The organism is Rhizobium sp. AQ_MP, assembly GCF_014237835.1.
GTDB lineage: Bacteria > Pseudomonadota > Alphaproteobacteria > Rhizobiales > Rhizobiaceae > Allorhizobium.
Map to the genome: position 1 here is coordinate 28128 of NZ_JACJVI010000009.1, position 22819 is coordinate 50946.

22 protein-coding genes are annotated in these 22819 nt (G+C 60.9%); 14 read left to right on the forward strand and 8 right to left on the reverse strand.

Annotated elements, in window-relative coordinates:
- Nucleotides 1-38: 38 nt before the first annotated feature.
- On the forward strand, nucleotides 39-431 hold the full coding sequence (locus tag H6M51_RS14320; protein WP_185810492.1) for a hypothetical protein: 393 nt from the start codon (nucleotides 39-41) through the stop codon (nucleotides 429-431).
- Nucleotides 432-439: 8 nt separating this feature from the next.
- A complete protein-coding gene (locus tag H6M51_RS14325; protein ID WP_185810493.1) occupies nucleotides 440-1273 on the forward strand; it encodes an RNA methyltransferase in 834 nt (277 codons plus the stop codon).
- Nucleotides 1274-1314: 41 nt separating this feature from the next.
- Here the strand turns inward: H6M51_RS14325 and H6M51_RS14330 are convergent, their stop codons facing one another.
- Nucleotides 1315-2487, reverse strand: a complete 1173-nt coding sequence (locus H6M51_RS14330) for a hypothetical protein (RefSeq protein WP_407073586.1) — start codon at nucleotides 2485-2487, stop codon at nucleotides 1315-1317.
- 159 nt (nucleotides 2488-2646) lie between these two features.
- Nucleotides 2647-3234, reverse strand: coding sequence for a DUF1134 domain-containing protein (locus tag H6M51_RS14335; RefSeq protein WP_185810494.1), 588 nt, complete (start codon nucleotides 3232-3234; stop codon nucleotides 2647-2649).
- 190 nt (nucleotides 3235-3424) lie between these two features.
- Here H6M51_RS14335 and chpT point away from each other — a divergent pair, with 190 nt between their 5' ends.
- Together chpT and H6M51_RS14345 are read left to right on the forward strand one after the other, a co-directional pair.
- Nucleotides 3425-4069 carry a histidine phosphotransferase ChpT gene (gene chpT, locus H6M51_RS14340; RefSeq protein ID WP_185810495.1) on the forward strand — a complete coding sequence of 215 codons (645 nt, stop codon included), beginning with the start codon at nucleotides 3425-3427 and terminating at the stop codon, nucleotides 4067-4069.
- Between the two features lie 113 nt (nucleotides 4070-4182).
- Nucleotides 4183-4545 (forward strand): response regulator, encoded by a 363-nt coding sequence (locus H6M51_RS14345; RefSeq protein WP_185810496.1) that lies wholly within the window; start codon nucleotides 4183-4185, stop codon nucleotides 4543-4545.
- Between the two features lie 150 nt (nucleotides 4546-4695).
- On the opposite strand, the gene ctrA is transcribed toward H6M51_RS14345, so the two are convergent.
- The gene (gene ctrA / locus H6M51_RS14350; protein WP_027488658.1) at nucleotides 4696-5397 is read right to left on the reverse strand and encodes a response regulator transcription factor CtrA; all 702 of its coding nucleotides are present in this window, start codon (nucleotides 5395-5397) and stop codon (nucleotides 4696-4698) included.
- A 434-nt stretch (nucleotides 5398-5831) separates the two neighbouring features.
- Between ctrA and H6M51_RS14355 the strand changes: the two genes are divergently transcribed.
- Nucleotides 5832-6182 carry a flagellar export protein FliJ gene (locus tag H6M51_RS14355; protein WP_185810497.1) on the forward strand — a complete coding sequence of 117 codons (351 nt, stop codon included), beginning with the start codon at nucleotides 5832-5834 and terminating at the stop codon, nucleotides 6180-6182.
- An 88-nt stretch (nucleotides 6183-6270) separates the two neighbouring features.
- On the opposite strand, the gene H6M51_RS14360 is transcribed toward H6M51_RS14355, so the two are convergent.
- Nucleotides 6271-6555 carry a GNAT family N-acetyltransferase gene (locus H6M51_RS14360; RefSeq protein WP_185810498.1) on the reverse strand — a complete coding sequence of 95 codons (285 nt, stop codon included), beginning with the start codon at nucleotides 6553-6555 and terminating at the stop codon, nucleotides 6271-6273.
- A gap of 110 nt (nucleotides 6556-6665) precedes the next feature.
- On the opposite strand from H6M51_RS14360, the gene H6M51_RS14365 reads away from it, so the two are divergent.
- Nucleotides 6666-7130: a paraquat-inducible protein A gene (locus H6M51_RS14365; RefSeq protein WP_407073587.1), complete on the forward strand. Its 465-nt coding sequence runs from the start codon at nucleotides 6666-6668 to the stop codon at nucleotides 7128-7130.
- 81 nt (nucleotides 7131-7211) lie between these two features.
- Here the strand turns inward: H6M51_RS14365 and H6M51_RS14370 are convergent, their stop codons facing one another.
- Entirely contained in the window at nucleotides 7212-7487 is a 276-nt protein-coding gene (locus H6M51_RS14370) for a DUF1153 domain-containing protein (RefSeq protein ID WP_006725852.1), read from the reverse strand.
- 403 nt (nucleotides 7488-7890) lie between these two features.
- On the opposite strand from H6M51_RS14370, the gene H6M51_RS14375 reads away from it, so the two are divergent.
- Entirely contained in the window at nucleotides 7891-8631 is a 741-nt protein-coding gene (locus H6M51_RS14375; RefSeq protein ID WP_185810500.1) for a LuxR family transcriptional regulator, read from the forward strand.
- Between the two features lie 70 nt (nucleotides 8632-8701).
- Here H6M51_RS14375 and H6M51_RS14380 read toward each other — a convergent pair whose 3' ends face one another.
- Together H6M51_RS14380 and cysQ are read right to left on the reverse strand one after the other, a co-directional pair.
- Nucleotides 8702-9727, reverse strand: a complete 1026-nt coding sequence (locus H6M51_RS14380) for a DUF2793 domain-containing protein (protein ID WP_185810501.1) — start codon at nucleotides 9725-9727, stop codon at nucleotides 8702-8704.
- Between the two features lie 123 nt (nucleotides 9728-9850).
- Entirely contained in the window at nucleotides 9851-10633 is a 783-nt protein-coding gene (cysQ, locus tag H6M51_RS14385; protein WP_246780528.1) for a 3'(2'),5'-bisphosphate nucleotidase CysQ, read from the reverse strand.
- 239 nt (nucleotides 10634-10872) lie between these two features.
- On the opposite strand from cysQ, the gene H6M51_RS14390 reads away from it, so the two are divergent.
- The 5 genes from H6M51_RS14390 to H6M51_RS14410 all read left to right on the forward strand — a co-directional run bounded on the left by H6M51_RS14390 (nucleotide 10873) and on the right by H6M51_RS14410 (nucleotide 17147).
- Nucleotides 10873-12126: a sarcosine oxidase subunit beta family protein gene (locus tag H6M51_RS14390; RefSeq protein WP_185810503.1), complete on the forward strand. Its 1254-nt coding sequence runs from the start codon at nucleotides 10873-10875 to the stop codon at nucleotides 12124-12126.
- A gap of 9 nt (nucleotides 12127-12135) precedes the next feature.
- Nucleotides 12136-12417 (forward strand): sarcosine oxidase subunit delta, encoded by a 282-nt coding sequence (locus H6M51_RS14395; RefSeq protein WP_185810504.1) that lies wholly within the window; start codon nucleotides 12136-12138, stop codon nucleotides 12415-12417.
- A complete protein-coding gene (locus tag H6M51_RS14400; RefSeq protein WP_185810505.1) occupies nucleotides 12414-15371 on the forward strand; it encodes a sarcosine oxidase subunit alpha family protein in 2958 nt (985 codons plus the stop codon). The genes H6M51_RS14395 and H6M51_RS14400 overlap by 4 nt, the downstream gene beginning before the upstream one ends.
- A gap of 10 nt (nucleotides 15372-15381) precedes the next feature.
- Complete coding sequence (locus H6M51_RS14405) at nucleotides 15382-15933, forward strand: sarcosine oxidase subunit gamma (RefSeq protein WP_185810506.1); 552 nt, start codon at nucleotides 15382-15384, stop codon at nucleotides 15931-15933.
- Between the two features lie 77 nt (nucleotides 15934-16010).
- Nucleotides 16011-17147 carry a metallophosphoesterase gene (locus H6M51_RS14410; RefSeq protein ID WP_185810507.1) on the forward strand — a complete coding sequence of 379 codons (1137 nt, stop codon included), beginning with the start codon at nucleotides 16011-16013 and terminating at the stop codon, nucleotides 17145-17147.
- A gap of 46 nt (nucleotides 17148-17193) precedes the next feature.
- Here H6M51_RS14410 and H6M51_RS14415 read toward each other — a convergent pair whose 3' ends face one another.
- Nucleotides 17194-18924 carry a PAS domain-containing methyl-accepting chemotaxis protein gene (locus H6M51_RS14415; RefSeq protein WP_185810508.1) on the reverse strand — a complete coding sequence of 577 codons (1731 nt, stop codon included), beginning with the start codon at nucleotides 18922-18924 and terminating at the stop codon, nucleotides 17194-17196.
- A 256-nt stretch (nucleotides 18925-19180) separates the two neighbouring features.
- On the opposite strand from H6M51_RS14415, the gene H6M51_RS14420 reads away from it, so the two are divergent.
- Nucleotides 19181-21607, forward strand: coding sequence for an FAD-dependent oxidoreductase (locus H6M51_RS14420; protein WP_185810509.1), 2427 nt, complete (start codon nucleotides 19181-19183; stop codon nucleotides 21605-21607).
- 273 nt (nucleotides 21608-21880) lie between these two features.
- A complete protein-coding gene (locus H6M51_RS14425) occupies nucleotides 21881-22783 on the forward strand; it encodes a branched-chain amino acid ABC transporter permease (protein WP_185810510.1) in 903 nt (300 codons plus the stop codon).
- The last annotated feature ends 36 nt before the right edge of the window (nucleotides 22784-22819 follow it).

Below are 22819 nucleotides of genomic sequence, written 5' to 3' on the forward strand. Positions count from 1 at the left end.
GAGAGCAGCGCGAACGCAAGTGGGAAATGATTGCAGCCATGGCGCATATCGACGACGAGAACCAGGAAGAGAAGCCGCTTGATCCGGCAATGGAAAGCGTTCGCCGCAAGATGGTCAAGCTGCAGTTGATCTCCGGCGGCATCATGGCGACGCTCTTCCTCGCCGTTCTCGTCTCGATCTTCTACAAGCTGACGCGCGAGGAGGGTGGTGCGCAGCCGGTGGCGACGACATCGCAGCCCTTCGCCGTGCCCTCCGATCAGCCGCTCAGCGTGACGGCGAACCTGCCGGCCGGCTTCCGGGTCGTCCAGACCTCGCTTTCCGGCAGTCAGATCCTCATCTATGGCGAAACCGCTGCCGGCGAAAGAAAGGCCTTCGTTTTCGATCTCGCGCTCGGCCGCATCATTGCCGACGTAACGCTGGCCGGCGGCTGAGGCAGGCCGTGGGACAGGCCCGTCTCATCGAGATCACCGATCCCGGCGATCCGAGGATTGCCGAATTCACGGCGATCCGCGAGCGGGACCTCACCGGGCGCCAGGGGCAGTTTATTGCCGAGGGTACGGTGGTGCTTTCCATGCTTGCCAAGGCGCATGGTCGGGCAGGCGGGGTTCGGGCGGAAAAACTTCTGCTTCTTGAGAACCGGGTGGTGGGGCTTTCCCATCTGATCGGGCAATTCCCTTCGGATCTGCCTGTGTATGTCGCCTCGGCGGCCGTGCTGGATGCTATCGCGGGTTTTCATCTCCATCGCGGTGTCCTGGCGCTTGGCAGCCGTGTGGCGCCTCCCGGTCTGCATGACATGATTGCTGGCCTGCCGGAGGACGCGCTGGTCCTGGTCGGATGCGGCATCTCCAATCACGACAATGTCGGGGCCCTGTTTCGCAATGCAGCCGGATTTGCGGCGGATGCGGTGCTCCTTGATGCGACTTGCTGCGACCCGCTCTATCGCAAGGCGCTGCGTGTATCCGTCGGCTCGGTTCTGACGGTGCCCTATGCGCGGCAGGAAAGTGCCGAGGCGGTCCTCGGAGCGCTGGCGCAGGCAGGGTTTGAAATCTGGGCTTTGTCGCCGGATGGTGCCGTCGAGATCGGAACCATCGTGCCCGGTCGGCGTGTTGCTCTGGTGATGGGGACGGAAGGCGAGGGGCTGCCTGCTTCCATTCTCGACCGCTTCCGCTCGGCGAGGATCGCGCAGGCTTCAGGGCTGGACAGCCTCAATGTCGGGACTGCGAGCGGTATTGCCCTCTATGCCATCGCGCGGGCCCTGGGGCGCCTCGGTTAACGCCCTGTCGCACCCCAGCGGTCAAGCTGCAGATCCGCCCCTTACTCGGCCGGGGTTGCCATGCCGGCACCACGGCCGATGGAAGGCTCCATGGCGAGAACACGATCAACCAGGCTCTTGCTCTTCTCACCCGTCTTCGGCTGAGACGAAACAAGATCGCCGATCACAGACTGTTCGCCTTCCCGAGCGGCGGTCAAAACAATCATCTTGGCGGCGATATCGCCAAGTTCTTCGCGAAGCGCATCGTCCTCCGTTGAGGCCTTCGCCTTCAGCAGGCGCTCGGTCAATGCCGTCTGGCTCTGGCGGATATCGATTTCGAGCGCCGCCGTATCCGTGGCACGGTTGGAATTCGCAATCTCGTCTTCGGGCATGGCAAGATCTTTCATCTCGGGCATGGCGAGGCCCGCCTCCCGCAGGGCACGCTGGGCCTCACGAAGCTGAGCATTGGCGGTCTTCAGCTTGGCACGAACGTCCCGCAATTCACGCGTTCTGCGATCGAGGAGCGATCCGGTGTCGGCACGGTCGGCAGCGTCGCGGGCGAGCGTGTCTTCGAGGCGAATGACCTTATGCTCTTCCTGAGCGAGGCGCAGTTCCGCATCCTTGGCCCGCTTGCTGAGCAGCTTGTTTTCCCGGCGCAGTTCCTCGCGCTCGTCGCGCATCCCCAGAATACGGGTCTTCAGATTGTCGATTTCGGTGTCGCGGCTCATCGCCTCGATCCGCATCGTATCCATGTCGGCCAGAAGGCGCGTCATGCGGGCAGCGCGATTTTCAAGCTCGACATCCTTGGCGGCCGCAGCGTTCTCGACCCGCTTCAGCATTTCGCGCAGTGAGGTGATTTCGACATCGCCGCGCCGTAGGCGAGAGCGCAGATCGGCGGCTTCCGTGCTCATCTCCTCGATCTGGACCTTCAGCTCCTTGGTCTCGGTGACGAGGCGTGCAGCATCGCTGCTCAACGCCTCGTTCTTCAGGTTGAGACCGATCGACTTTTCCCGTTCACGGCTCAGTTCGTGCTGGGTCCGGGCATTCTCCGCAGCGTAGAGTGCGCGCACCATATCCTTCTGGGCACGGATTTCCTGAGGGCTGAGCGGCATGGTCGCCTTCAACCGGTTTTCCGTGTAGCGGACAACACGCTGATGCACCGCCGGGGCGACAAGCATCACCAGCAGCGCCGCCGCCATAAATCCCATCGCGAAAATCAGGCTATATTCAATCACGACCGCGCCAGTGCACTAGGATAGCATTAGAAGATAGTTAAGCATGCTGGCATGCGCCGAGCAAGCAGAACAGCCCGACGCGGCCCATGCTTCAACCAATATGGCTAACGACAGAGCAGATCGAGCTTGCATCAGCCTGAACGAGAGCTTGATGCCCGCTCAGAAGGGGTTCCAGGTGGGGGTGCGGGTGAGCTTCAGATATCCGACGTTGACACCAAGCCGCGCGCCGATACCAGTGCGAATCGGCACAAGGATCACGTCGCGGCTTTTCAGCACGGTCATACCAACACCGGCGACGATATAGGCCGAGCCGCTCACGCCGCCGTAACGGGAATAAAGCGTGTCCACATCGGGGAGGTCGTAGACGAGCATCATGGTGCGAGTGCCATTGCCGCCATAGTCGATGCCAAGCGACGGGCCCTGCCAGAAAACATCATGCTGGCCGACATTCTTGGTGTAGAGCGTGCCCTCGCCATAGGTCAGGCCAGCAATGAGGGCGCCGGAGCCTTCCTGGCCGAGGATGTAACCGTTCGGCAGACCGTATTGCTCGAAGGCCTGCTCGATAACCTTGGCGAGCGCGCCGCTGGTTTCGCCGAAGAAGCCATGGCCTGCGTCGACCACTTCCTGGATCGAATATTCGCCGGCAGCCTCGGCAGGGCGCTGGACCGCAACGAGGCTGATCGTCGCCAGAACGGCCAGGACGAACGACCGAAACAGCGGCAGGGAGCGATGGGGCAGGTGACGCATGGTGCCTCCTAAATGCGAAGCCGACGGATTCGGCGTCTTCCTTGGGGGTAATTAAACCTAGCGAGCATCGTCTTAATAATCGGTTTACCAAATATGGTGTCATTATGGCCGAACGGCATCCGACCAAGTCGCGGCCTGCGGACGCGTGTCCGCCTGTTGCGCTGAGGGTCCACATCTTCTGGAGACGACCATGGCGAAGAACCCCAACCTCACGCTTGCAGGGCCCGACCTTGCCGCACTGCTCTGCAGCCGCGTCTGCCATGACGTGATCTCGCCAGTTGGCGCCATCAACAACGGTCTCGAGCTGCTTGACGAAGGTGGCGCCGATGCTGACGCAATGGATCTCATCCGCACGAGCGCCCTCAATGCTTCGGTGCGCCTGAAGTTTGCCCGCCTCGCCTTCGGTGCATCGGGTTCAGTCGGCGCCTCGATCGATACCGGCGAGGCCGAGAAGGCGGCCAAGGATTTTGCGCTGGCGGAAAAGAAGACCGAGGTGACATGGAACGGCCCGCGCGCCATCATCGCCAAGAACCGGGTCAAGCTGCTCCTCAATCTCTTCCTGGTCGCCTATGGCGCCATCCCGCGCGGGGGCTCGCTCGATATCCATCTGGAGAATCCCGAGACGGACGCAAAGTTCAAGATCGTCGCCAAGGGTCGCATGCTGCGCGTGCCGCCCAAATACCAGGAAATCCTGTCCGGACACCTGGAAGAGGCGGTGGATGCACATTCGATCCAGCCTTACTACACGGTGCTTCTGGCAGAGGAATGCGGGATGGAACTCAAGTGCGTGCCCAGCGAAGGCGAGATCGCCTTTACCGCTGAGGTTGTTTCCTAAGCCGTATCAAACCGGGACGCGAAAGGCTTGCTACCGGTAACCTTTCCTTAGTCGAAGGGCGATATGTTAACGAATGCATTTCAAATCCTCGATTGCGGGGAGGGGAGTTGACCATGAAGCGCTTGATGATCGCAGACGGCTCGGACATCGTTCGCAAGGTCGGCAAAAAGATCCTGTCGGAGCTTGGCTATCAGGTGTCGGAAGCCTCTTCCGGACGTGAGGCTCTCTCCCGCTGTGAACGGGAACTTCCCGATGTGATGATCGTCGACGCCGGTCTGGACGACGCCCTCAATCTGATCTCCAATGTCAGAGCACTGCCCGAGGGCAAAGCGGTGAAGATCTACTATTGCGTGGTCGAAGCCGAGCTGAAGGTAATGATGGCGGGCAAGCGTGCCGGCGCCAGCGATTTCCTGCTCAAGCCCTTCGATCGTGAGATCCTGACCAAGACTTTCGGCGACAAGGCCATCGCGGCCTGATTTCCCTGAGTTCAGATCCAATTGTTAAAGGCGGTGCCAGGAGCGCCGCCTTTTCTGTTTGAATGTTCCGTTTGGATCCGGTCACGAGATCCCAAAATGCCAGAGTCCCGCGTCATGGACGCGGGCCTCTTGATGACACAGCGGAAAGGCTCAGGCCGTTTCCATATATTCCGAACCATCCGGCTCGCGCAGCACATAACCGCGGCCCCAGACAGTTTCGATGTAGTTGGCGCCGCCGGCGGCGTTGGCAAGCTTCTTGCGCAGCTTGCAGATGAAGACGTCGATGATCTTCAGTTCCGGCTCGTCCATGCCACCATAAAGGTGGTTCAGGAACATTTCCTTGGTGAGAGTCGTGCCCTTGCGCAGCGAGAGCAGCTCCAGCATCTGGTATTCCTTGCCCGTCAGGTGAACGCGCTGGCCGCCGACCTCAACAGTCTTGGCGTCGAGGTTCACGATCAGCTCGCCGGTCACGATGATCGACTGGGCATGGCCCTTGGAGCGGCGAACGATCGCATGAATGCGGGCAACGAGCTCGTCCTTGTGGAACGGCTTCGTCATGTAGTCGTCGGCGCCGAAGCCGAGACCACGGACCTTGTCTTCGATACCTGCCATACCGGAAAGGATCAGGATGGGCGTTTTCACCTTGGACAGGCGAAGGGTACGCAGCACCTCGTAACCGGACATGTCGGGCAGGTTCAGGTCGAGCAGAATGATATCGTAGTCGTAGAGCTTACCGAGATCGACACCTTCTTCGCCGAGGTCGGTGGTGTAGACGTTGAAGCTCTCGGACTTGAGCATCAGTTCGATGCTCTGCGCCGTCGCGCTATCGTCTTCAATGAGTAGAACCCGCATATTTATCCCCTTTACCGCCGCCGAAAGGTCAAGATGGCCCCCTACGCGATACGGATCCAGTCGTTGCCTGATTTGAAGGCTGCCACCAATTGGTTAACAAATTCTGATTCCCTCTGGCAAGGTGTATCGAATTTATTAAGCAAAGATATCAGCCTCCTGATTCTTCATGTGTTTCGGTCATCGCCACACCTGAATCTGCGCCTCAGGAAAACCCTGTAACCGATTCATTTGACTCATCATTGTCAGGAGCTCTTTTCGGGCTCTGGCATTTACTGACCCTTAAGTGATCGGCCTTATCATTAACGATGCCCGTAAACGAAAGGTTACCAAAGGTAGCTTTTTGTTAACGCCGCGGACTTTTTTTGGACGAATCGGTGGCGGGCGTGTTGAGTAGCAAGTGTGGCGGGGGGTCTCGCATCACGGGAGTATTGCGTATGAAGTCGCGTGAGAGCCTGGTACGCCTGAAGGGATTTCAGGTTACCGAAAAGCGTCGGCAATTGCAGCAGTTGCAGTCTATGATGTCGGAGTTCGAACGGATGTCGAAAGAGCTTGAGGCTCAGATCGGCATCGAAGAAAAGAAATCGGGCATCACCGATCCCAATCATTTCGCCTATCCCACCTTCGCCAAGGCGGCACGCCAACGCGCGGACAATCTCCAGGTCTCGATCCGAGAGCTGAGGGTCCAGCAGGAAGCGGCAGAACTGGCGTTGGAAGAGGCTGAAGCGGAATACCAGAAGGCTGCGGCTCTCGAAGAGCGCGATGGCCAGATGCGTGTCCGGGCCTGAATTTAACGGTTCAGTCTGGTTGAGATTTCGAAATGGAAGGCGGGCGAGGGCAATCCTCCGTCCGCCTTCGTTCGTTTTGCGCTACGTCTTACTTGCGCACGTCGTTCCAGTCGGGGTGACGGTCCATCTGCGACTTCATGAAGGGGCAGAGCGGAATGATCTTCCAGCCGCCGCTGCGCGCTTCGGTAACGGCATGTTCGGCGAGCGCCTGGCCGGCGCCTTTTCCGCGCATGCTGGACGGCACTTCGGTATGGTCAACGATAATCAGCGTGGCCGAAGCACGCGAATAGGTCATGATCGCCGGCTCTTCGATCCCCTCGATGTGGAGGACATAGCGTCCGCCGGAGCCTGCTTCTTCGCTTCTGATCTGCATTGTTGCCTCCTGTTGCCGCGTTCTTGTGGTTCTGATTAACATCGACGGTTGTTCGGCGGCAACGCGGTTGGGCGGATACGGTCTGTTCGATGTGCAGGAAAGGAACCATCTTGCTCCTCTGGCTGAAGGCCTTGCTTCTCGTTGCGGCCGCTGCATCCTTCGCGCTCGGCGTGACGCTACCGCTGATGCGGTTCGAGAGCTTCTATGTCTTCTCGACCGATGCTTCGCTCGTCGAGGTGATCACATCTCTCTGGGCGGAAGGGGATCGGTTGCTGGCACTCCTCGTCGCGCTCGTCTCGATCGTCTTTCCCCTGGCCAAGCTGCTGCTTGTCGCCGCCGAACTCATGGCCGGTGCGCCGCTGGCAGGGCAGGGCGCGCTCTCCCGTCTGGTGCCGGTGCTGTCGAAATGGTCGATGATGGATGTGTTGCTGGTCGCAATCTTGATCTTTGCGACCAAGACCAGCGGCCTTGCACAGGCTTTCACGCAGCCCGGGCTTTGGTTTTATGCGGGTTCCAGCCTTGCGGTCGTCATGCTGAGCGTGTTGAAGCAAGATGAGGTGGGCTACAAAACATGAAACCGGCAGGCTGGGCCTTGCCGGTTCAGGTATGGGTCTGATGCAAATCACGGCGTGCCGGGCAGCCGGCACAAAAATCGATTAATGGCGATACTGTTGAATGCGGGTGGTGCGCAGGCCCGGCAGGCCGTGGTCATTGATGGAGGACTGCCAGGAGAGAAATTCCTCAACCGTCAGCGTGTAGCGTTCGCAGGCTTCTTCCAGGCTCAACAGGCCACCACGCACAGCCGCGACAACCTCAGCCTTGCGGCGGATCACCCAGCGGCGCGTATTGGCCGGCGGAAGATCGGCAATCGTCAGGGGGCTGCCATCGGGGCCGATGACATATTTCACTCGTGGGCGGATCATTTCGGTCATTGGACTCTCTATACAAACTCAAGACCACACACCCTCATACTAGGACCGATGCTTTAAAATTTGCCTAAGCCCGTTGTAAGCATTTGATAATAATTGTTGCGACTTCACCGCATCGGAGAGTCGGCGGATTCGGTGGAAGTTGATTAAACTTGCGGCATTTGCATAGGTGTTATGCGAGCCGCGCGACTGGTGCGCGTTCGGGATTTGTGGCAATGGGCTGGCCAGCAATTGAAATGACCTGATCGACGTGTCGATCACACGGGTAGATGTCGAACATCGCGGTTTCCGTCAGGGCCGCAAGACCGGCGACAGGCCCGACTGATAGTCGTTCCCCATGGAACGCCATAATGTCCATAAACATTCGGAATCCCGATCGGATGAATGTCCGGTCGAAAGGAGTTTTATGTTCAGGCCAAACGATGTGACGCGAAGTCACGATTTTGGTGACGGGGAACCCGTTTTTCGCACCGAAGCACTTTCGGCAGGGCCGTGGGGGCGCGAACTCTCCGCGCTTGGCCGAAGCCACGGTTTCCGGCACTGTCTGCTCGCCCGTGTGCCCAAGGCGGATAGCCCAGAGTTTTCCGCCAATCTCATCCTCTGTTCCTGGCCGGATGAGCTGCGCCTCGCCTATGAAGCGGCAGACATCTATGCCGGCAGCCTGCTGGTCGCGCGGATCAAGCAGTCGGTTCTTCCGCTTTTCACGCAAGACAATCTCTTCCTCGGCACGTCCGGGGCAGAGGCGCGCCAGCCTCTTGCACCGCTGTTTCGACAGTTCGATCTCGGCGCCTGCCTGATCTTCAGTCTGCACGACCGCAACCAGACGCAGTATGTTCTCGTCTTTTCGGGGCGGGACGATACGCCGGACCGGCAGGAAATCGCTCTCCTGCAGCTCAGTGCCCTGGAGCTATTGGATGCAGGCGTCGATGCCCTGGTGCCGCGGTTCGGGCCAAAGGAAAAACTGTCGGCCCGCGAGATCGAATGTCTTCGCTGGTCGGCGGCCGGCAAGAGCAGCGATGAGATCGCGATCATTCTCGATATTTCCAGCCACACGGTCGTGAGCTATCTGAAGAGCGCGATGCGCAAGCTCGAGGCCGTCAACCGAATGCAGGCGGTCGCGCGGGCCTGTCGCTACCGGCTGCTTTGACGGTAAAAGTTTCCGCTCTCTTATCTGATCGGGCGCTGCAGCGATGCAGCGCCCTTGTCGTTTCATTCATTCAAAGCAAAGTCAGGTTGAGTTCGGTCTGGCCGTAGCCGAACTGGTACTGGATCGTGCCTTCATGGCGCAGGGCCAGCGTGTCGCCGGCATCGAGCCAGACGATCGCGGTGGTGCTCGATCGTCCCGCTCCGCCTGCATGGCTCACAATATCCGCCGAACCGTTGCGGCTGACATGCACGGTGTGGGTTGCGGTGCTGACGGCGAATACCGAGAGCGACAGGAGATAGTGGCCTGAGGTCGGCATGACCAGCGGGCGGCCGTGGCCCGAGGCGAGCGGAGACCCCAGGGTGACATCGCCTCCGGAGAGGTGAAGATCATCGAAGCCGGTAAAGCTTCCGGCAGCCGGGGTCAGGGTGGTGACGGCAAGGGCTGCGCGGACAAGCGGGCGCTGATCGTGGCGGACATAGCCTTCCGGTGTCACGCTGACCGCCTGCCGCCACCCTGTCGTATCGCCGTTCACCTTCAGCGAAAAGCGGTCTTCGCCCGCCAGTCCCATTTCGGCACGGCCCTGCCAGTTGGACTGGAAGATCAGGCTGGCGGTTTCCGCTGTTCCCGCCTTGTTGATGGTCAGCCGGTGGCTGTCGCCAGCGTGGTTCAGCAGGCTGGCCGGCGATGAGATCAGAAGACGATTGTAGCTATCGGCATCGCCTCCAATCCCGAGGTGTTCGACGCGGGCGTTGTCGGGCAGTGGTGGCTCGATCCATTCGGTCCCGTCGAAGACTTTAAGCCTGGCTTCCATCAGGAAGACTGCAGACCAGCCATGTTTCGGCGTTATGAAGATCCAGACACCATCCTGAAATATCGCGAGCTTGCCCGCACGTCCGATCCACAGGCCGCTCTCGGGCGGCAAGACCCAGTGGATCTCGCCTTCGTGAGGATCGGCGGGTGGACTTGTCGCGCTGCTGGCGACGACCAGCTGTACCAGCGCATCCAGGCGCTGGAGCGCTTCATTGTGGGTCACGTGCTTCTGGGCCTGCGCCGGCAGGATGAACGGCAGGGCTAGATTGGGCGTCGTTTCTTGCATGGTCTCTCCTTCGCGTTCGGCTGTCGGAGACAGCGCGGTTGAAGGCGTGAGTGTGAGCCAGCCGCGGAGGAGGGGGATGAAAAGCACATGCCCCCATTGAATAGTCTCAGGAATTTTCGAAACTCATCCCCGCTCGGATGGGCGCCCGGTCGCCAGGAAGGGCGGATTTTCGAAGGCGCGCAGGCCGGGCAAGCGCTTGCCGTAGGTCAGTGGTGCGCCGTCTTCGGTCGACACCATGCCGCCGGCCGCCCGCAAAACCGCGTCGCCGGCGGCCGTGTCCCATTCCATGGTCGGGCTGAAGCGCGGGTAAAGATCGGCCACGCCTTCGGCCACGAGGCAGAATTTCAGCGAGGAGCCGACGGTCTTGCGCTCCATGATCTGCGACTTCAGGATATAGGCGTCCGTCGCATCGCAATTGTGAGAACGCGAGACGAGGGCGGATGGTGAGGCGCTTCGCATGCGCGCCGCGATCGGCATGCGCGCGATCACCTGATCCGTATCGTCAAGCTTGACCTTCTCCGCCGTGTTGCCGCCGCCGAGATAAAGGGTTTGCAGGGCCGGCGCATGCACCACGCCGAGGACCGGCACGCTGTTTTCGATCAGGGCGATGTTGACCGTAAAGTCGTCATGGCCACCGATGAATTCGCGCGTGCCGTCTAGCGGGTCAACCAGAATGAAGCGTTCGTTGCTCACGTCTGGGATGCGACCGGCGGCGACCTCCTCCTCGGCAACCACGGGGATGTCGGGCAAGTCGCGCGCAAGTGCTGCGAGGATCAGGCGTTCGGCGGCCTCGTCCGCCTCGGTTACAGGCGATGTGTCGCCCTTAAGGCGCACCTTGGCACCCGTCTGATAGATTTCGAGGATGACGCGGCCGGCGGCGATGGCGCTTGCCTCGAAGAGTTTCAATAAGTCTGCCGTCCGATGCACCAAACCGGTCTCCCGATCACTTCCTCTCCGGTTTAGCCCTGTCGCCAACGCTTTGGAAGTGCGCGATGTCGCAAGCCCTTGCCGGCGCGTGATGTTTCTGTGCTGCACTGCGATCAAACCTGTGTTCCATGTCTCAAACAGCATAGTTTTTGTCCTGATCGCGCTTGCTCTTTGTGACGCCTATGCGAATGTGACGCGACATTTGCAGAGGTTGTTCGATGCGTTATTCCGCCCTTTCGATCTTCCGCCAGGCGCTTTCCGGAAACCGGAACTGGGCTCCGATGTGGCGCGAGCCGCAGCCGAAACCGCATTACGACGTGATCATCGTCGGCGGGGGCGGGCATGGCCTTTCGACCGCTTATTATCTGGCCAAGGAATTCGGCATCACCAATGTCGCCGTGATCGAGAAGGGCTATCTCGGCGGCGGCAATGTCGGGCGAAACACGACGATCATTCGCTCGAACTACATGCTTGAGGGCAATGAGCCCTTCTACGAACTGTCGATGCAGCTGTGGGAAGGCCTGGAACAGGACTTCAATTATAATGCGATGGTTTCGCAGCGTGGCATCGTCAATCTTTTCCACACCGATGGCCAGCGGGACGCCTATGCGCGGCGCGGCAATGCAATGATGATGCATGGGGTGAAGGCCGAACTGCTCGACCGTGAGCAGGTGCGTCAGATGATGCCCTATCTCAATTTCGATCATGCGCGCTTCCCGATTTTGGGTGGCCTCCTCCAGCGGCGCGGCGGCACGGCCCGTCATGATGCGGTTGCCTGGGGTTACGGTCGTGGTGCGGACGAGCGCGGCGTCGATCTCATCCAGCATTGCGAAGTGACCGGCATCCGCCGCGACGAGCTCGGCCAGGTGACCGGCGTCGAAACGACTAAGGGCTTCATCGGCTGCAACAAGCTGGCGCTGGCGACCGCCGGCCATACCTCCGTCACCGGCAAGATGGCCGGGCTCGACCTGCCGATCGAGACGCATGTGCTGCAGGCTTTCGTCTCGGAAGGCATCAAGCCGGTGATCGACAATGTCATTACCTATGGCGCGGGACATTTCTATATCTCGCAGTCCGACAAGGGCGGTTTGGTCTTCGGCGCCGACATCGACTACTATTCGTCCTATGCCCAGCGCGGCAATCTTGCGACCGTCGAGCATACGATCGAGGAGGGTGTGTCGCTGATCCCCGGCCTGTCCAGGGTTCGCGTGCTGCGCGCCTGGGGTGGCGCCATGGACATGTCGATGGACGGCTCGCCGATCATCGACCGCACGCCGATCGACAATCTCTATCTGAATTGCGGCTGGTGCTATGGCGGCTTCAAGGCGACGCCTGCGTCCGGCTTCTGCTTTGCCCATCTGATTGCCAAGAACGAACCCCATCCTGTGGCCCGCCTTTTGCGCCTCGACCGCTTCGAGCGCGGTTTTGCCGTCGACGAAGGCGGCAAGGGTCCACAACCGAACCTGCATTGAGACATCGCCATGGCCAGCCTGATTACCTGTCCGCATTGCGGCGTCCGTCCCAAGGAAGAGTTCAGCATTCGCGGTGACGCGAGCCCCGTTCGCCCGGCGCCCGGCGCGCCCGACGATGCCTGGAACGCTTACGTTTTCATCCGCGACAATCCGAAGGGTCGGATCATCGAGCACTGGCATCACACCGCCGGTTGCCGGCGCTGGCTTGTCGTCGAGCGCGATAATGCTGGGAGTCACGAGGTCTACAGCGTGACCGATGCGAGCGAGTACGCGAAGGAGGCTGCGCGATGAGTGGTTTCAGGCTGTCTTCCGGCGGGCTCGTCAACCGCGCGCGCACCCTTGCCTTCAGCTTCGATGGTCAGACCTATACGGGTTACGAGGGCGATACGCTGGCCTCGGCACTGATCGCCAATGACCAGCTGCTGGTCGGCCGCTCCTTCAAGTATCACCGTCCGCGTGGCATCGTGACGGCAGGTTCTGCCGAGCCGAATGCGCTTGTGACGATCGGTGCAGAAGGGCGCACCGAGCCGAACACACGGGCGACCGTCGCCGAGCTCTATCAGGGGCTCGAGGCCAATAGCCAGAACCGCTGGCCGTCGCTGAAATACGATATCGGCGCGGTCAACAGCCTGCTGTCGCCATTTCTCTCGGCCGGCTTCTACTACAAGACCTTCATGTGGCCGAAGGCCTTCTGGGAAAAGCTCTACGAGCCGATCATCCGCAAAGCCGCAGGTCTCGGCAAGACGCCCTTCATTGCCGATCCTGATCGCTACGAAAAAGCCTGGGCGCATTGCGACCTCCTGGTGATCGGCGCCGGCCCCGCCGGTCTGATGGCAGCGCGGGCTGCGGCGCGGGCGGGGTTGCGCGTCATTCTGGCGGATGAAGGTTTCCGGCTTGGTGGTTCGCTGTTGAGCGAACGCGTCACCGTCGGCGGCGTGCCGGCAGCCGAATATGCTGCCTCCGTCGTCGAGGAGTTGAAGAGCCTTTCGAACGTCACGCTGATGCCGCGCACCACGGTGTTCGGCTGGTATGACGACAATGTTTTCGGTGCCGTGGAAAAGGTGCAGAAGCATGTCGCGCAGCCCTCGGGCGATCTGTCGGTCGAGCGGGTCTGGCGCATCGTCGCCAAGCGGGCGATCCTGGCGTCAGGTGCGGAAGAGCGACCGCTGGTCTTCGGCGGAAACGACAAGCCGGGCGTAATGATCTCAGGTGCTGTCAGGACCTATCTCAATCGCTATGGCGTTGCCGCCGGCCAGAACTTTGCCATCTTCACCAATGGCGGTGCTGGTTATCGCACGGCTGCCGATCTGGTCGCTGCCGGGGTTGGCGTTGCGGCCATCATCGACGGGCGGACAGACTCGTCTGATGTTGCTCCATCAGGCGTGCGGGTCATCCGGGGCGGCGCCGTCGTCGACACCAAAGGGTACTATCGGATCAAGGGGCTGATCGCCGAACGCATGGGCCATCAGGAGGAGATCGCCTGCGATGCGCTGGCGATGAGCGGCGGCTATAGCCCGATCGTGCATCTCGCCTGCCAGCGCGGCGCAAAGCCCATCTGGTCCGACGAGCATCAGGCCTTCCTGGCACCCGATGTGGGGCAGGGGCTGAGGATCGCGGGCTCGGCTGCCGGTCATGCCTCGCTTGCCGCCGTTCTGCGCGATGGTGCGGACAAGGCACATGAGGCGATCGGCGATCTCGGTCGTCTCGTCGGCACGGTCGACGTTCCGCAAGTCGAAGGTGAATTCGATGCCTCCTTCGCGCCGCTCTGGTATGTGCCGGGCGCCAAGTCCAAGGCCTTTGTCGACTTCCAGAACGACGTGCATGTGAAGGACCTGAGCCTTGCCCAGCGCGAGGCCATGGGGCATGTCGAGCACACCAAGCGCTACACGACCGGCGGCATGGCGACAGACCAGGGCAAGCTCGGCAATGTCGCGACGATCGGCATCATGGCCGGCATGCGTGGCGTCTCCCCGGCCGAAATCGGAACCACCACCTTCCGGCCCTTCTACACGCCCGTTTCCTTCGGGGCGATGGCGGGCACCTCGCGGGCTGAACATTCGCGGCCCGTGCGCACCTCGCCGCTGCATGGCTGGGCCAAGAAAAACGGCGCCGTCTTCGTCGAATCCGGCCTGTGGTATCGCTCTTCCTGGTTCCCGCGCGACGGCGAGAAGACCTGGCGCGAGGCCGTCGACCGGGAAGTGTTGAACATCCGCGCCAATGCCGGCATCTGCGATGTCTCGACGCTCGGCAAGATCGAGATCTTCGGCAGGGATGCCGCGGAATTCTTGAACCGCGTCTATTCCAACGCCTTCCTCAAGCTTCCCGTCGGCAAGGCGCGCTACGGCTTGATGCTGCGTGAAGACGGGATGATCTACGACGACGGTACAACGAGCCGCTTCTCGGACGAGCATTTCTTCATGACCACGACGACGGCCTATGCCGGCGAGGTGATGACGCATCTGGAATTCTGCTCCCAGGTTCTCTGGCCGGATCTCGACGTGCGCTTCGTCTCCTCCTCAGATCAGTGGGCGCAGATGTCGGTCGCGGGGCCTAAGGCTCGGATCATCCTCGAACAGATCATCGAGGACGATATCTCCGACGAGGCCTTCCCCTTCCTGTCGGCCCGCGAGGTGCTGCTCAAGGGCGGCCTGAAGGCGCGGCTCTTCCGAATCTCTTTCTCCGGTGAACTCGCCTTCGAAGTGGCAGTCCCCGCCAATTACGGAGAGGCGGTTGCCGATGCGATCATGGCCGCCGGCAAGCCGCATGGGATCTGCGCTTACGGGGTCGAGGCACTCAACGTGCTGCGCATCGAAAAGGGTTTCATCACGCACAGCGAAATCGATGGGCGCACGACGCCAGACGATGTGGGCCTCGGTAAAATGTTCTCGACGCAGAAGAGCGACTTCATCGGCAAGCGTCTGTCGAGCCGCTTCGGCCTGACCGCGGCCGACCGTCCGCAACTCGTCGGTTTGAAGCCCGTCGAGCGCGACAAGGAATTCAAGGCAGGCGCACATCTCTTGAAGGAAAACGTCAAGCCGTCGACGCTCAACGATCAGGGCTGGGTCTCCTCCGTCTGCCATTCGCCGACGCTCGGGCATACGATCGGCCTCGCCTTCCTCAAATCCGGCCGCGAGCGGCTGGGCGAGAAGATCGTCGTCTGGGACGGGTTGCGCGGGTCGGAAGTTCTGGCCGAGGTCGTCAGCCCCGTCTTTTACGACCCCGACAACAAGAAACTGAACCTGTGAGGATCCGACCATGCCGGTGACCTATGCCGCCCGTCACGTGCTCGAGGACCACATTTCCGGTTTCGAGGCGACGCCGAACCCCCATCATCTGGCCATCCTGCGGGCCGTCTCCGTGTTTTCGGTGCTCGCGCACAAGGGCCACGAGGCTGACATCGACGAGGCGCTGACCAATCTCGAAGATGTGCATATTCGCGTCTGTGGACCGGGCGAATGGCTTGTCGTCAGCGAGACTGTTGCCGCTGACACGATCGCGCGGCAACTCGCCGAACTCGGTGCGAGCCGGGCCTCCTTTGTCGACCAGAGCGACGGGCGCGTCGTGCTTCGGGTTCACGGGCCGAAGGTGCGGGCTATTCTCGCCAAATGCACGGCGCTCGATCTGCATGCCGATCTCTTCGAAATCGGCCAGTCGACCAATTGCCAGATCTGCCATGTCGCTGCGAACCTCGCCCGAACGGGCCAGGATAGCTTCGAGATCATCCTCATGCGCAGCTTCGCCGGCTTCCTGTTCGATGAGATGCGCGAGATGGGCCGCGAGTTTGCGCTGACTGCGGGGTTTGCATGAGGGGCTGACGTCCCTATCTTCGGGTGAACTGCCTGCGTAGTTTCTGCGTTTCAGGCACAAAGGATCCCGCGCCCCGCATGTTTCACCTGATGTTTTCCCTGCCATGGCTGATCGTTGCCTTGCGCTTCATCGCTCCCCTGCCGTGGCCGTGGTGGGTGCAGCTTTCGCTCGCCGTCTTCTTGCTGTTTGCCTCGCAGTACCATCTGTTCAGCCGGTTCACCTCCGGATCGGTCTTCGCGCCGGAATTCCCGCGGCCGCTGGTGATCGGCTTCAACCTGTTCTTCGGGGCGATCGTGCTCTTGGCGGCCATGCAGGTAATACTCGACATCGTCAGTATCCTGATCTTTGCCGTCACCTGGTCATTTCCGGCCGTGCCCCCGGAGGTGCGCTACGGCATGGGGATCGCCGCGCTGTTGCTTGCAAGCTTCGGTATCAGCCAGGCGATCCGCGTGCCGAAGGTTAAGCGCATCGAGGTTCAGATACCCGGTCTGGCGCCTGATCTCGACGGTTACCGGATGGTGCAACTAACGGACATGCATATCAGCCGGCTTTTCACCGGGCGATGGGCCAGTGCCGTCGTTCAAAAGACCAATGCGCTCGATGCCGATCTCATCGTCATCACCGGTGACCTGATCGACGGCAGTCTCGACATCCGCCGCGAAGACATCGCGCCGCTTTCGGGCCTCAAGGCCCGTCACGGTGTGCTGACCGTGCCCGGCAATCACGAGTATTTCTTCGATGTCGATCGCTGGCTCAAGCATTTCCCCGAACTCAACATGCGTATCCTGGCCAACGCGCATCACGTCATCGAGCGGGGGGAGGGCAGGCTCGTCATCGCCGGTGTGACCGATCTTTCGGCGCGGTTTACCGGCGCTGTCGAGCCGGATCTGGGACGGGCGCTGCAGGGCGCGCCGGCGGATGCTCCCGTCATCCTTCTCGACCACCAGCCGCGCATGGCGGAGCGGGCCGCCAAGCATGGCGTTGCGCTGCAGCTCTCCGGCCATACCCACGGCGGCATGGTTCGCGGTCTCGACCGGATCGTCGCCCGGGCGAATAACGGGTTTGTCTCGGGCTTTTACCGGGTCGGTGGGATGCAGCTCTATGTCAACAACGGCACTGGGCTCTGGCCAGGCTTTGCGCTTAGGATCGGCGTGCCGGCGGAACTGACGGAATTTACGCTGCGGTCGGCGGCGTCAAAGGCCGCCATGCGATGAACCGGCCAGGCTTGCGCCGGGCCGGTGATGGGATCGGATTGATCTGTCAGGCTGCGCGACTAGCCGTCTGCCCAAGGCGTGCGGCGCGTTCGGCCGGTGACCAGATCTCGCGGTCCGCTTCGCGGATTTCACCGCGACGGTTCAGTTTGAAGCTGTTCACGAGATCGGCGAGCACTGCCGCCCCTTCGGAGACTGCACGGCTGATCTCGGTCGAATGCGCCACCATAGCGGCATTCGCCTTGGTCATGCTGTCAACCTCGCTGACGGCGCCGTTGATGGCTTCGAGCGCCGCCGTTTCTTCGGTCGCCGAAGTTGCGATGCGGCTCACATTCTGATCGATCGCAGAGACGAAGTTCTCGATCTCCTGCAACGCCCGGCCCGTCTCGCCCACCAGGCGAACGCCTTCCTGCACTTCGTTCGCGGAAGTGTTGACCAGTGTCTTGATCTCCTTGGCTGCATTGGCGGAGCGCTGGGCGAGTTCCCGAACTTCCTGGGCGACGACGGCAAATCCCTTCCCGGCTTCACCCGCGCGGGCCGCCTCGACGCCGGCGTTGAGGGCCAGAAGGTTGGTCTGAAAGGCGATCTCGTCGATGACGCCAATAATCTTGCCGATTTCGTTCGACGCGCCCTCGATGCGCTGCATGGCGCTCACGGTGTCGCGGACCACGGCCACCGAGGAGGTCGCTGCGGCCCGTGCTTCCGTCGCGATCTGGCGGGTTTCCCGGGTCTCTTCGGTCGCCGCTTTCAGTTTCCTCGTCGCTTCGGAAAGTGCGGACGCGGTCTGTTCGAGCGCGACCACCTGCTGATGCGTGCGGTCGGAAAGCTGCTCTGCGGAGGTTCGCATGGCGGAACCGTTGCGGGCAAGGTCATGGGTCTGGTCGAGAACGCCCGACAAGGTTCGCTGGAAGGCCCCGATGGAGGCATTGAAGTCGCGCCGAAGCGGTTCGAACTCGGCAGTGAAGGGATCATCAAGCGTCATGCGAATGTTGCTGTCGGCAAGGCGACCGAGACCGGCGCCGAGTTCTTCGATGACCCGGATGCGTTCGGTCACGTCGCTTGCAAACTTCACGACCTTCAGCACCTTGCCGTCTGTGTCCATGATCGGATTGTAGGACGCCTGAATGTGGACGCGCTTGCCACCCTTGCCGAAGCGGGTGAACTGATCGGCCACAAACCGGCCTTCGCTAAGGCCCTTCCAGAAGTTGCGATACTCGGCAGAGGCCGCGTAGTCCCTGTCGCAGAAGATCGAATGGTGGCGTCCGACAATTTCCGACAGCGTGTAGCCCATGGCGCCGAGGAAGTTTTCGTTGGCGTGCAGGATCTCGCCGGTCGGTGTGAATTCGATGATCGCCTGGGCCCGATCGAGTGCCGCCAGCTTGCCTTCGGCATCCAGCGACTTCAACTTCATGGCGGTGATGTCGGTCGCAAACTTGACCACCTTATGGGGGCGGCCGCCCTTGAGCACCGGGTTGTATGTCGCTTCGATCCAGATCTCGCGGCCACCCTTGGCGACGCGCTTGTATTGCCGCTGGTCAAAGTTGCCGGCGGCCAGATTGCGCCAGAACTGACGATAATCCTCCGAGCCGGCTTCTGCGGGTGTCACGAACATCCTATGGTGCTGGCCGACAATCTCGCTCAGTTGATAGCCGATCGCCTTCAGGAAATTTTCATTTGCGTGGAGAATGCGGCCTTCCAAATCGAATTCGATGATGGCCTGGGAATTATCGAGAGCGTTCAAAATAGCGCGGGCATCGAAGCCGAAGTCAAATAAGGGCATGCTGATCTCTGTTTGGAGCAACCCGGGACAGGGTGCCGACGAAAAGTATGATTATAAAACGTAACTTACTGAACCCTTAAAAATGTTGGGATGTGTCGTGAGAAGTTGACACCTTTGACCATCCTGTCCACGCCGCCGAGAGAACACTCGCTGTCATCGATGCGACATCTTTCGTCGCAGCACGGTCTTCTGACTTTCACGCGCGCAAACTAGCTTTGTGGTACCAATCCATTGCTGCCAAGGGGAGCGTTTTTCCATGAAGAGCCATGCGCGTGTCGTCGTCATCGGCGGGGGTGTCGTCGGGTGTTCGGTCCTGTACCACCTGACAAAATTCGGCTGGACCGATGTCGTGCTGCTGGAGCGCTCGGAGCTGACCTCCGGCTCGACCTGGCATGCCGCCGGCGGCATGCACACGATCAACGGCGATCCGAACGTTGCCAAGCTGCAGAAGTATACGGTCGAGCTCTACAAGGAAATCGAGGAATATTCCGGCCAGGATATCGGTTTGCACATGACCTCCGGCCTGATGCTGGCGGCCACCAAGGAGCGCTTCGACTGGATGAAGTCGCTGCTCGCCAAGGGCAAATATGCCGGCGGTGAGGCGACGCTCATTTCGGCGCAGGAAGCCTATGAGATGATGCCGCTGCTTGATCCCAAGCAGTTCGTCGGCGCGGTCTTCGATCCGCATGAGGGCCATCTCGACCCCTACGGCACGACGCACGCCTACGCGAAGTCGGCCAAGAAGAACGGTGCCGAGATCTATCTGCACACCAAGGTGGAGGATCTGGTGCAGCTGGAAGACGGCACCTGGCGCGTCATCACCGACAAGGGCGAGATCCGCGCGGAGCATGTGGTGAATGCCGCTGGTCTCTGGGCGCGCGAAGTGGGCCGCATGGTCGGGCTGGAGCTGCCGGTGCTCGCCATGGAGCACATGTATCTGATCACCGAGGACATGCCCGAGGTCATCGAGTTCAACAAGACGACCGGCAAGGAGCTGATGCACTGCGTCGACTTCGACGGCGAGATCTATATCCGCCAGGAGCGCAACGGCATGCTGATGGGTACCTATGAAAAGGATTGCCGTCCGTGGTCGCCGATCGAGACGCCCTGGACCTTTGGCCATGAGCTTCTCGCGGAAGACCTGGAGCGCATTACCAACGAGCTTGAAATCGGTTTCCGGCATTTTCCGGCCTTCAACAATGCCGGCATCAAGAAGATCATCAACGGCCCCTTCACCTTCTCGCCGGACGGCAACCCGCTGGTCGGCCCCGTGCGCGGCATGACCAATTTCTGGTCGGCCTGCGCCGTCATGGCGGGCTTCTCCCAGGGCGGCGGCGTGGGCTTGGCGCTTGCCCAGTGGATCATCGAGGGCGATCCGGGCTTCGACGTGTTCGCCATGGATGTCTGCCGCTACGGTGACTATGCGACGCTTGCCTATACCAATGCCAAGGTGCGCGAAAACTATTCCCGCCGTTTCTCGATCCGCTATCCGAACGAGGAGCTTCCGGGCGCCCGTCCGCTGCTCACCACGCCGATCTACGACAAGCTGAAGGCGGCCGGGGCCGTGTTCGGTGCTTCCTACGGGCTTGAGGCGGCGCTCTGGTTCGCGCCCGAGGGTGTCGAGGATGCCTTCTCGTGGCGCCGCTCGACAGACTTCGAGGCGGTCGGCCGCGAGGCCAAGGCCGTGCGCGAGAGCGTAGGCCTGATGGAGACCTCGGGCTTTGCCAAATACATGGTGAGCGGGGAGGGCTCGCGCGAGTGGCTCGATCGCATGCTCGCCTGCAAGATCCCCGAAGTCGGTCGCATGGCGCTCGCCCCAATGCTGAACGAGGCGGGCAAGCTGATCGGTGACTTCACCGTCGCCAATCTCGACGACGAGGACTTCCTCGTCATCGGCTCGGGCATTGCCGAGGACTATCACATGCGCTGGTTCGAGAGCCATCTACCCGACGACGGCTCGGTTGATGTCGAGGCGCTGAACCTCAGCCTTGTCGGCCTGTCCATTGCCGGGCCGAAGTCCCGCGATGTGCTGGCCAAGCTCACCCATCTCGATGTATCCGATGCCGCGCTGCCGTTCATGGCGATCCGCGAGATGGATCTCGGAATGGCGCCGGTCATCCTTGGCCGTGTCAGCTATACCGGTGACCTCGGCTATGAGATCTGGATGCGACCGGAATACCAGCGCTATGTCTTCGACGCGCTGATGGAAGCCGGTGCCGAGTTCAACATCTCCCTCTTCGGTCTCAGGGCGCTCAATGCCCTCCGGCTGGAAAAGAGCTTCGGCAGCTGGTCACGTGAATTTCGTCCGCTTTACGGACCGCTTGAGGCAGGCCTGTCGCGTTTCGTCGCCCTGAAGAAGGAGGCGGATTTCATCGGCAAGAAGGCGGCAATCGAGGAGAAGCTGTCCGGCGGCAAGCTCAGGCTTCGCACCTTCATCGTCGATGCCAAGGATGCCGATGTCATCGGCGACGAGCCGATCTCCTACAAGGGCGAGGTGTGCGGGTGGGTCACCTCGGGTGGCTATGCGCATCCAAGCGGCGTTTCCGTCGCAATCGGCTACGTGCCGAAAGAAATTGCGGACGAAATCGACGGCTGGAGCGTGGAAATTCTTGGGGAAATCCTGCCCGCCCGCCTGCAGCCTCAGTCGCTATTTGACGCGAATGGGTCGCGAATGAGAAACTGAACCGTTTTCCACAAAAATGGGCTTGCTTTAGAGCTTTGAAATGGACAGCAGGTCGCTCCCGCGACCTGCTGATTTCGTAAGCTTTTTCTGCCGATTTTTTGTGTGGCCTGTCATTTCAAGGGCCAAAGTGCTGCGAAACAGTAACATTTTGTGCCGTGCCCGCCTTTTAGGCTTCACATTTTCGGACAAAGCGATATGGAATCCTCCGACGCCTACGCCCGCCAGGGACAACAAAATGAGACGCAGTAAACAGGTGCGTCCGGGGGATAATGTATGGAATACTTCATCCAGCAGCTCATAAACGGGCTGACTCTTGGATCCATCTATGGCCTCGTGGCTATCGGCTATACGATGGTTTACGGCATCATCGGCATGATCAACTTTGCCCATGGTGACATCTTCATGCTCGGCGGCTTTGCCGCTCTGATCGTTTTCCTCATTCTCACATCGTTCTTCGCCGGCATTCCGGTGGCGCTTGCGCTGCTGATCATGCTGATCGTTGCGATGTTGATGACCGGTCTGTGGAACTGGACGATCGAGCGCGTGGCCTATCGGCCGTTGCGCGGTTCGTTCCGCCTCGCGCCATTGATCACCGCGATCGGCATGTCGATCGTGCTGTCGAACTTCATCCAGATCTCGCAGGGTCCGCGCAACAAGCCGATCCCGCCGCTGGTCAGCGACGTTCTGCATTTCGGCGATGTCACCATCGCCGTCAAGCAGGTCATCATCGTGCTTGTCACGGCCGTCCTGCTGGCTGCCTTCTGGTATATCGTCAACAAGACCCCGCTCGGCCGTGCGCAGCGTGCGACCGAACAGGATCGCAAGATGGCGGCGCTTCTCGGCGTCGATGTTGACCGCACCATTTCCATCACCTTCGTCATGGGTGCCGCGCTCGCAGCGGTGGCCGGTACCATGTACCTCATGTATTACGGTGTCGCCTCGTTCCATGACGGCTTCATTCCCGGCGTAAAGGCCTTTACGGCAGCCGTTCTCGGCGGTATCGGCTCGCTCCCGGGCGCCGTGCTTGGCGGGTTGCTGATCGGCCTCATCGAGTCGCTCTGGTCGGCCTATTTCAGCATCGCCTACAAGGATGTCGCGACCTTCGCCATCCTGGCCTTCGTGCTGATCTTCAAGCCCACCGGCATCCTCGGACGTCCGGAAGTCGAGAAGGTTTGATCCCATGACTACTCCTGCAAACGTAAACGGTGCCGC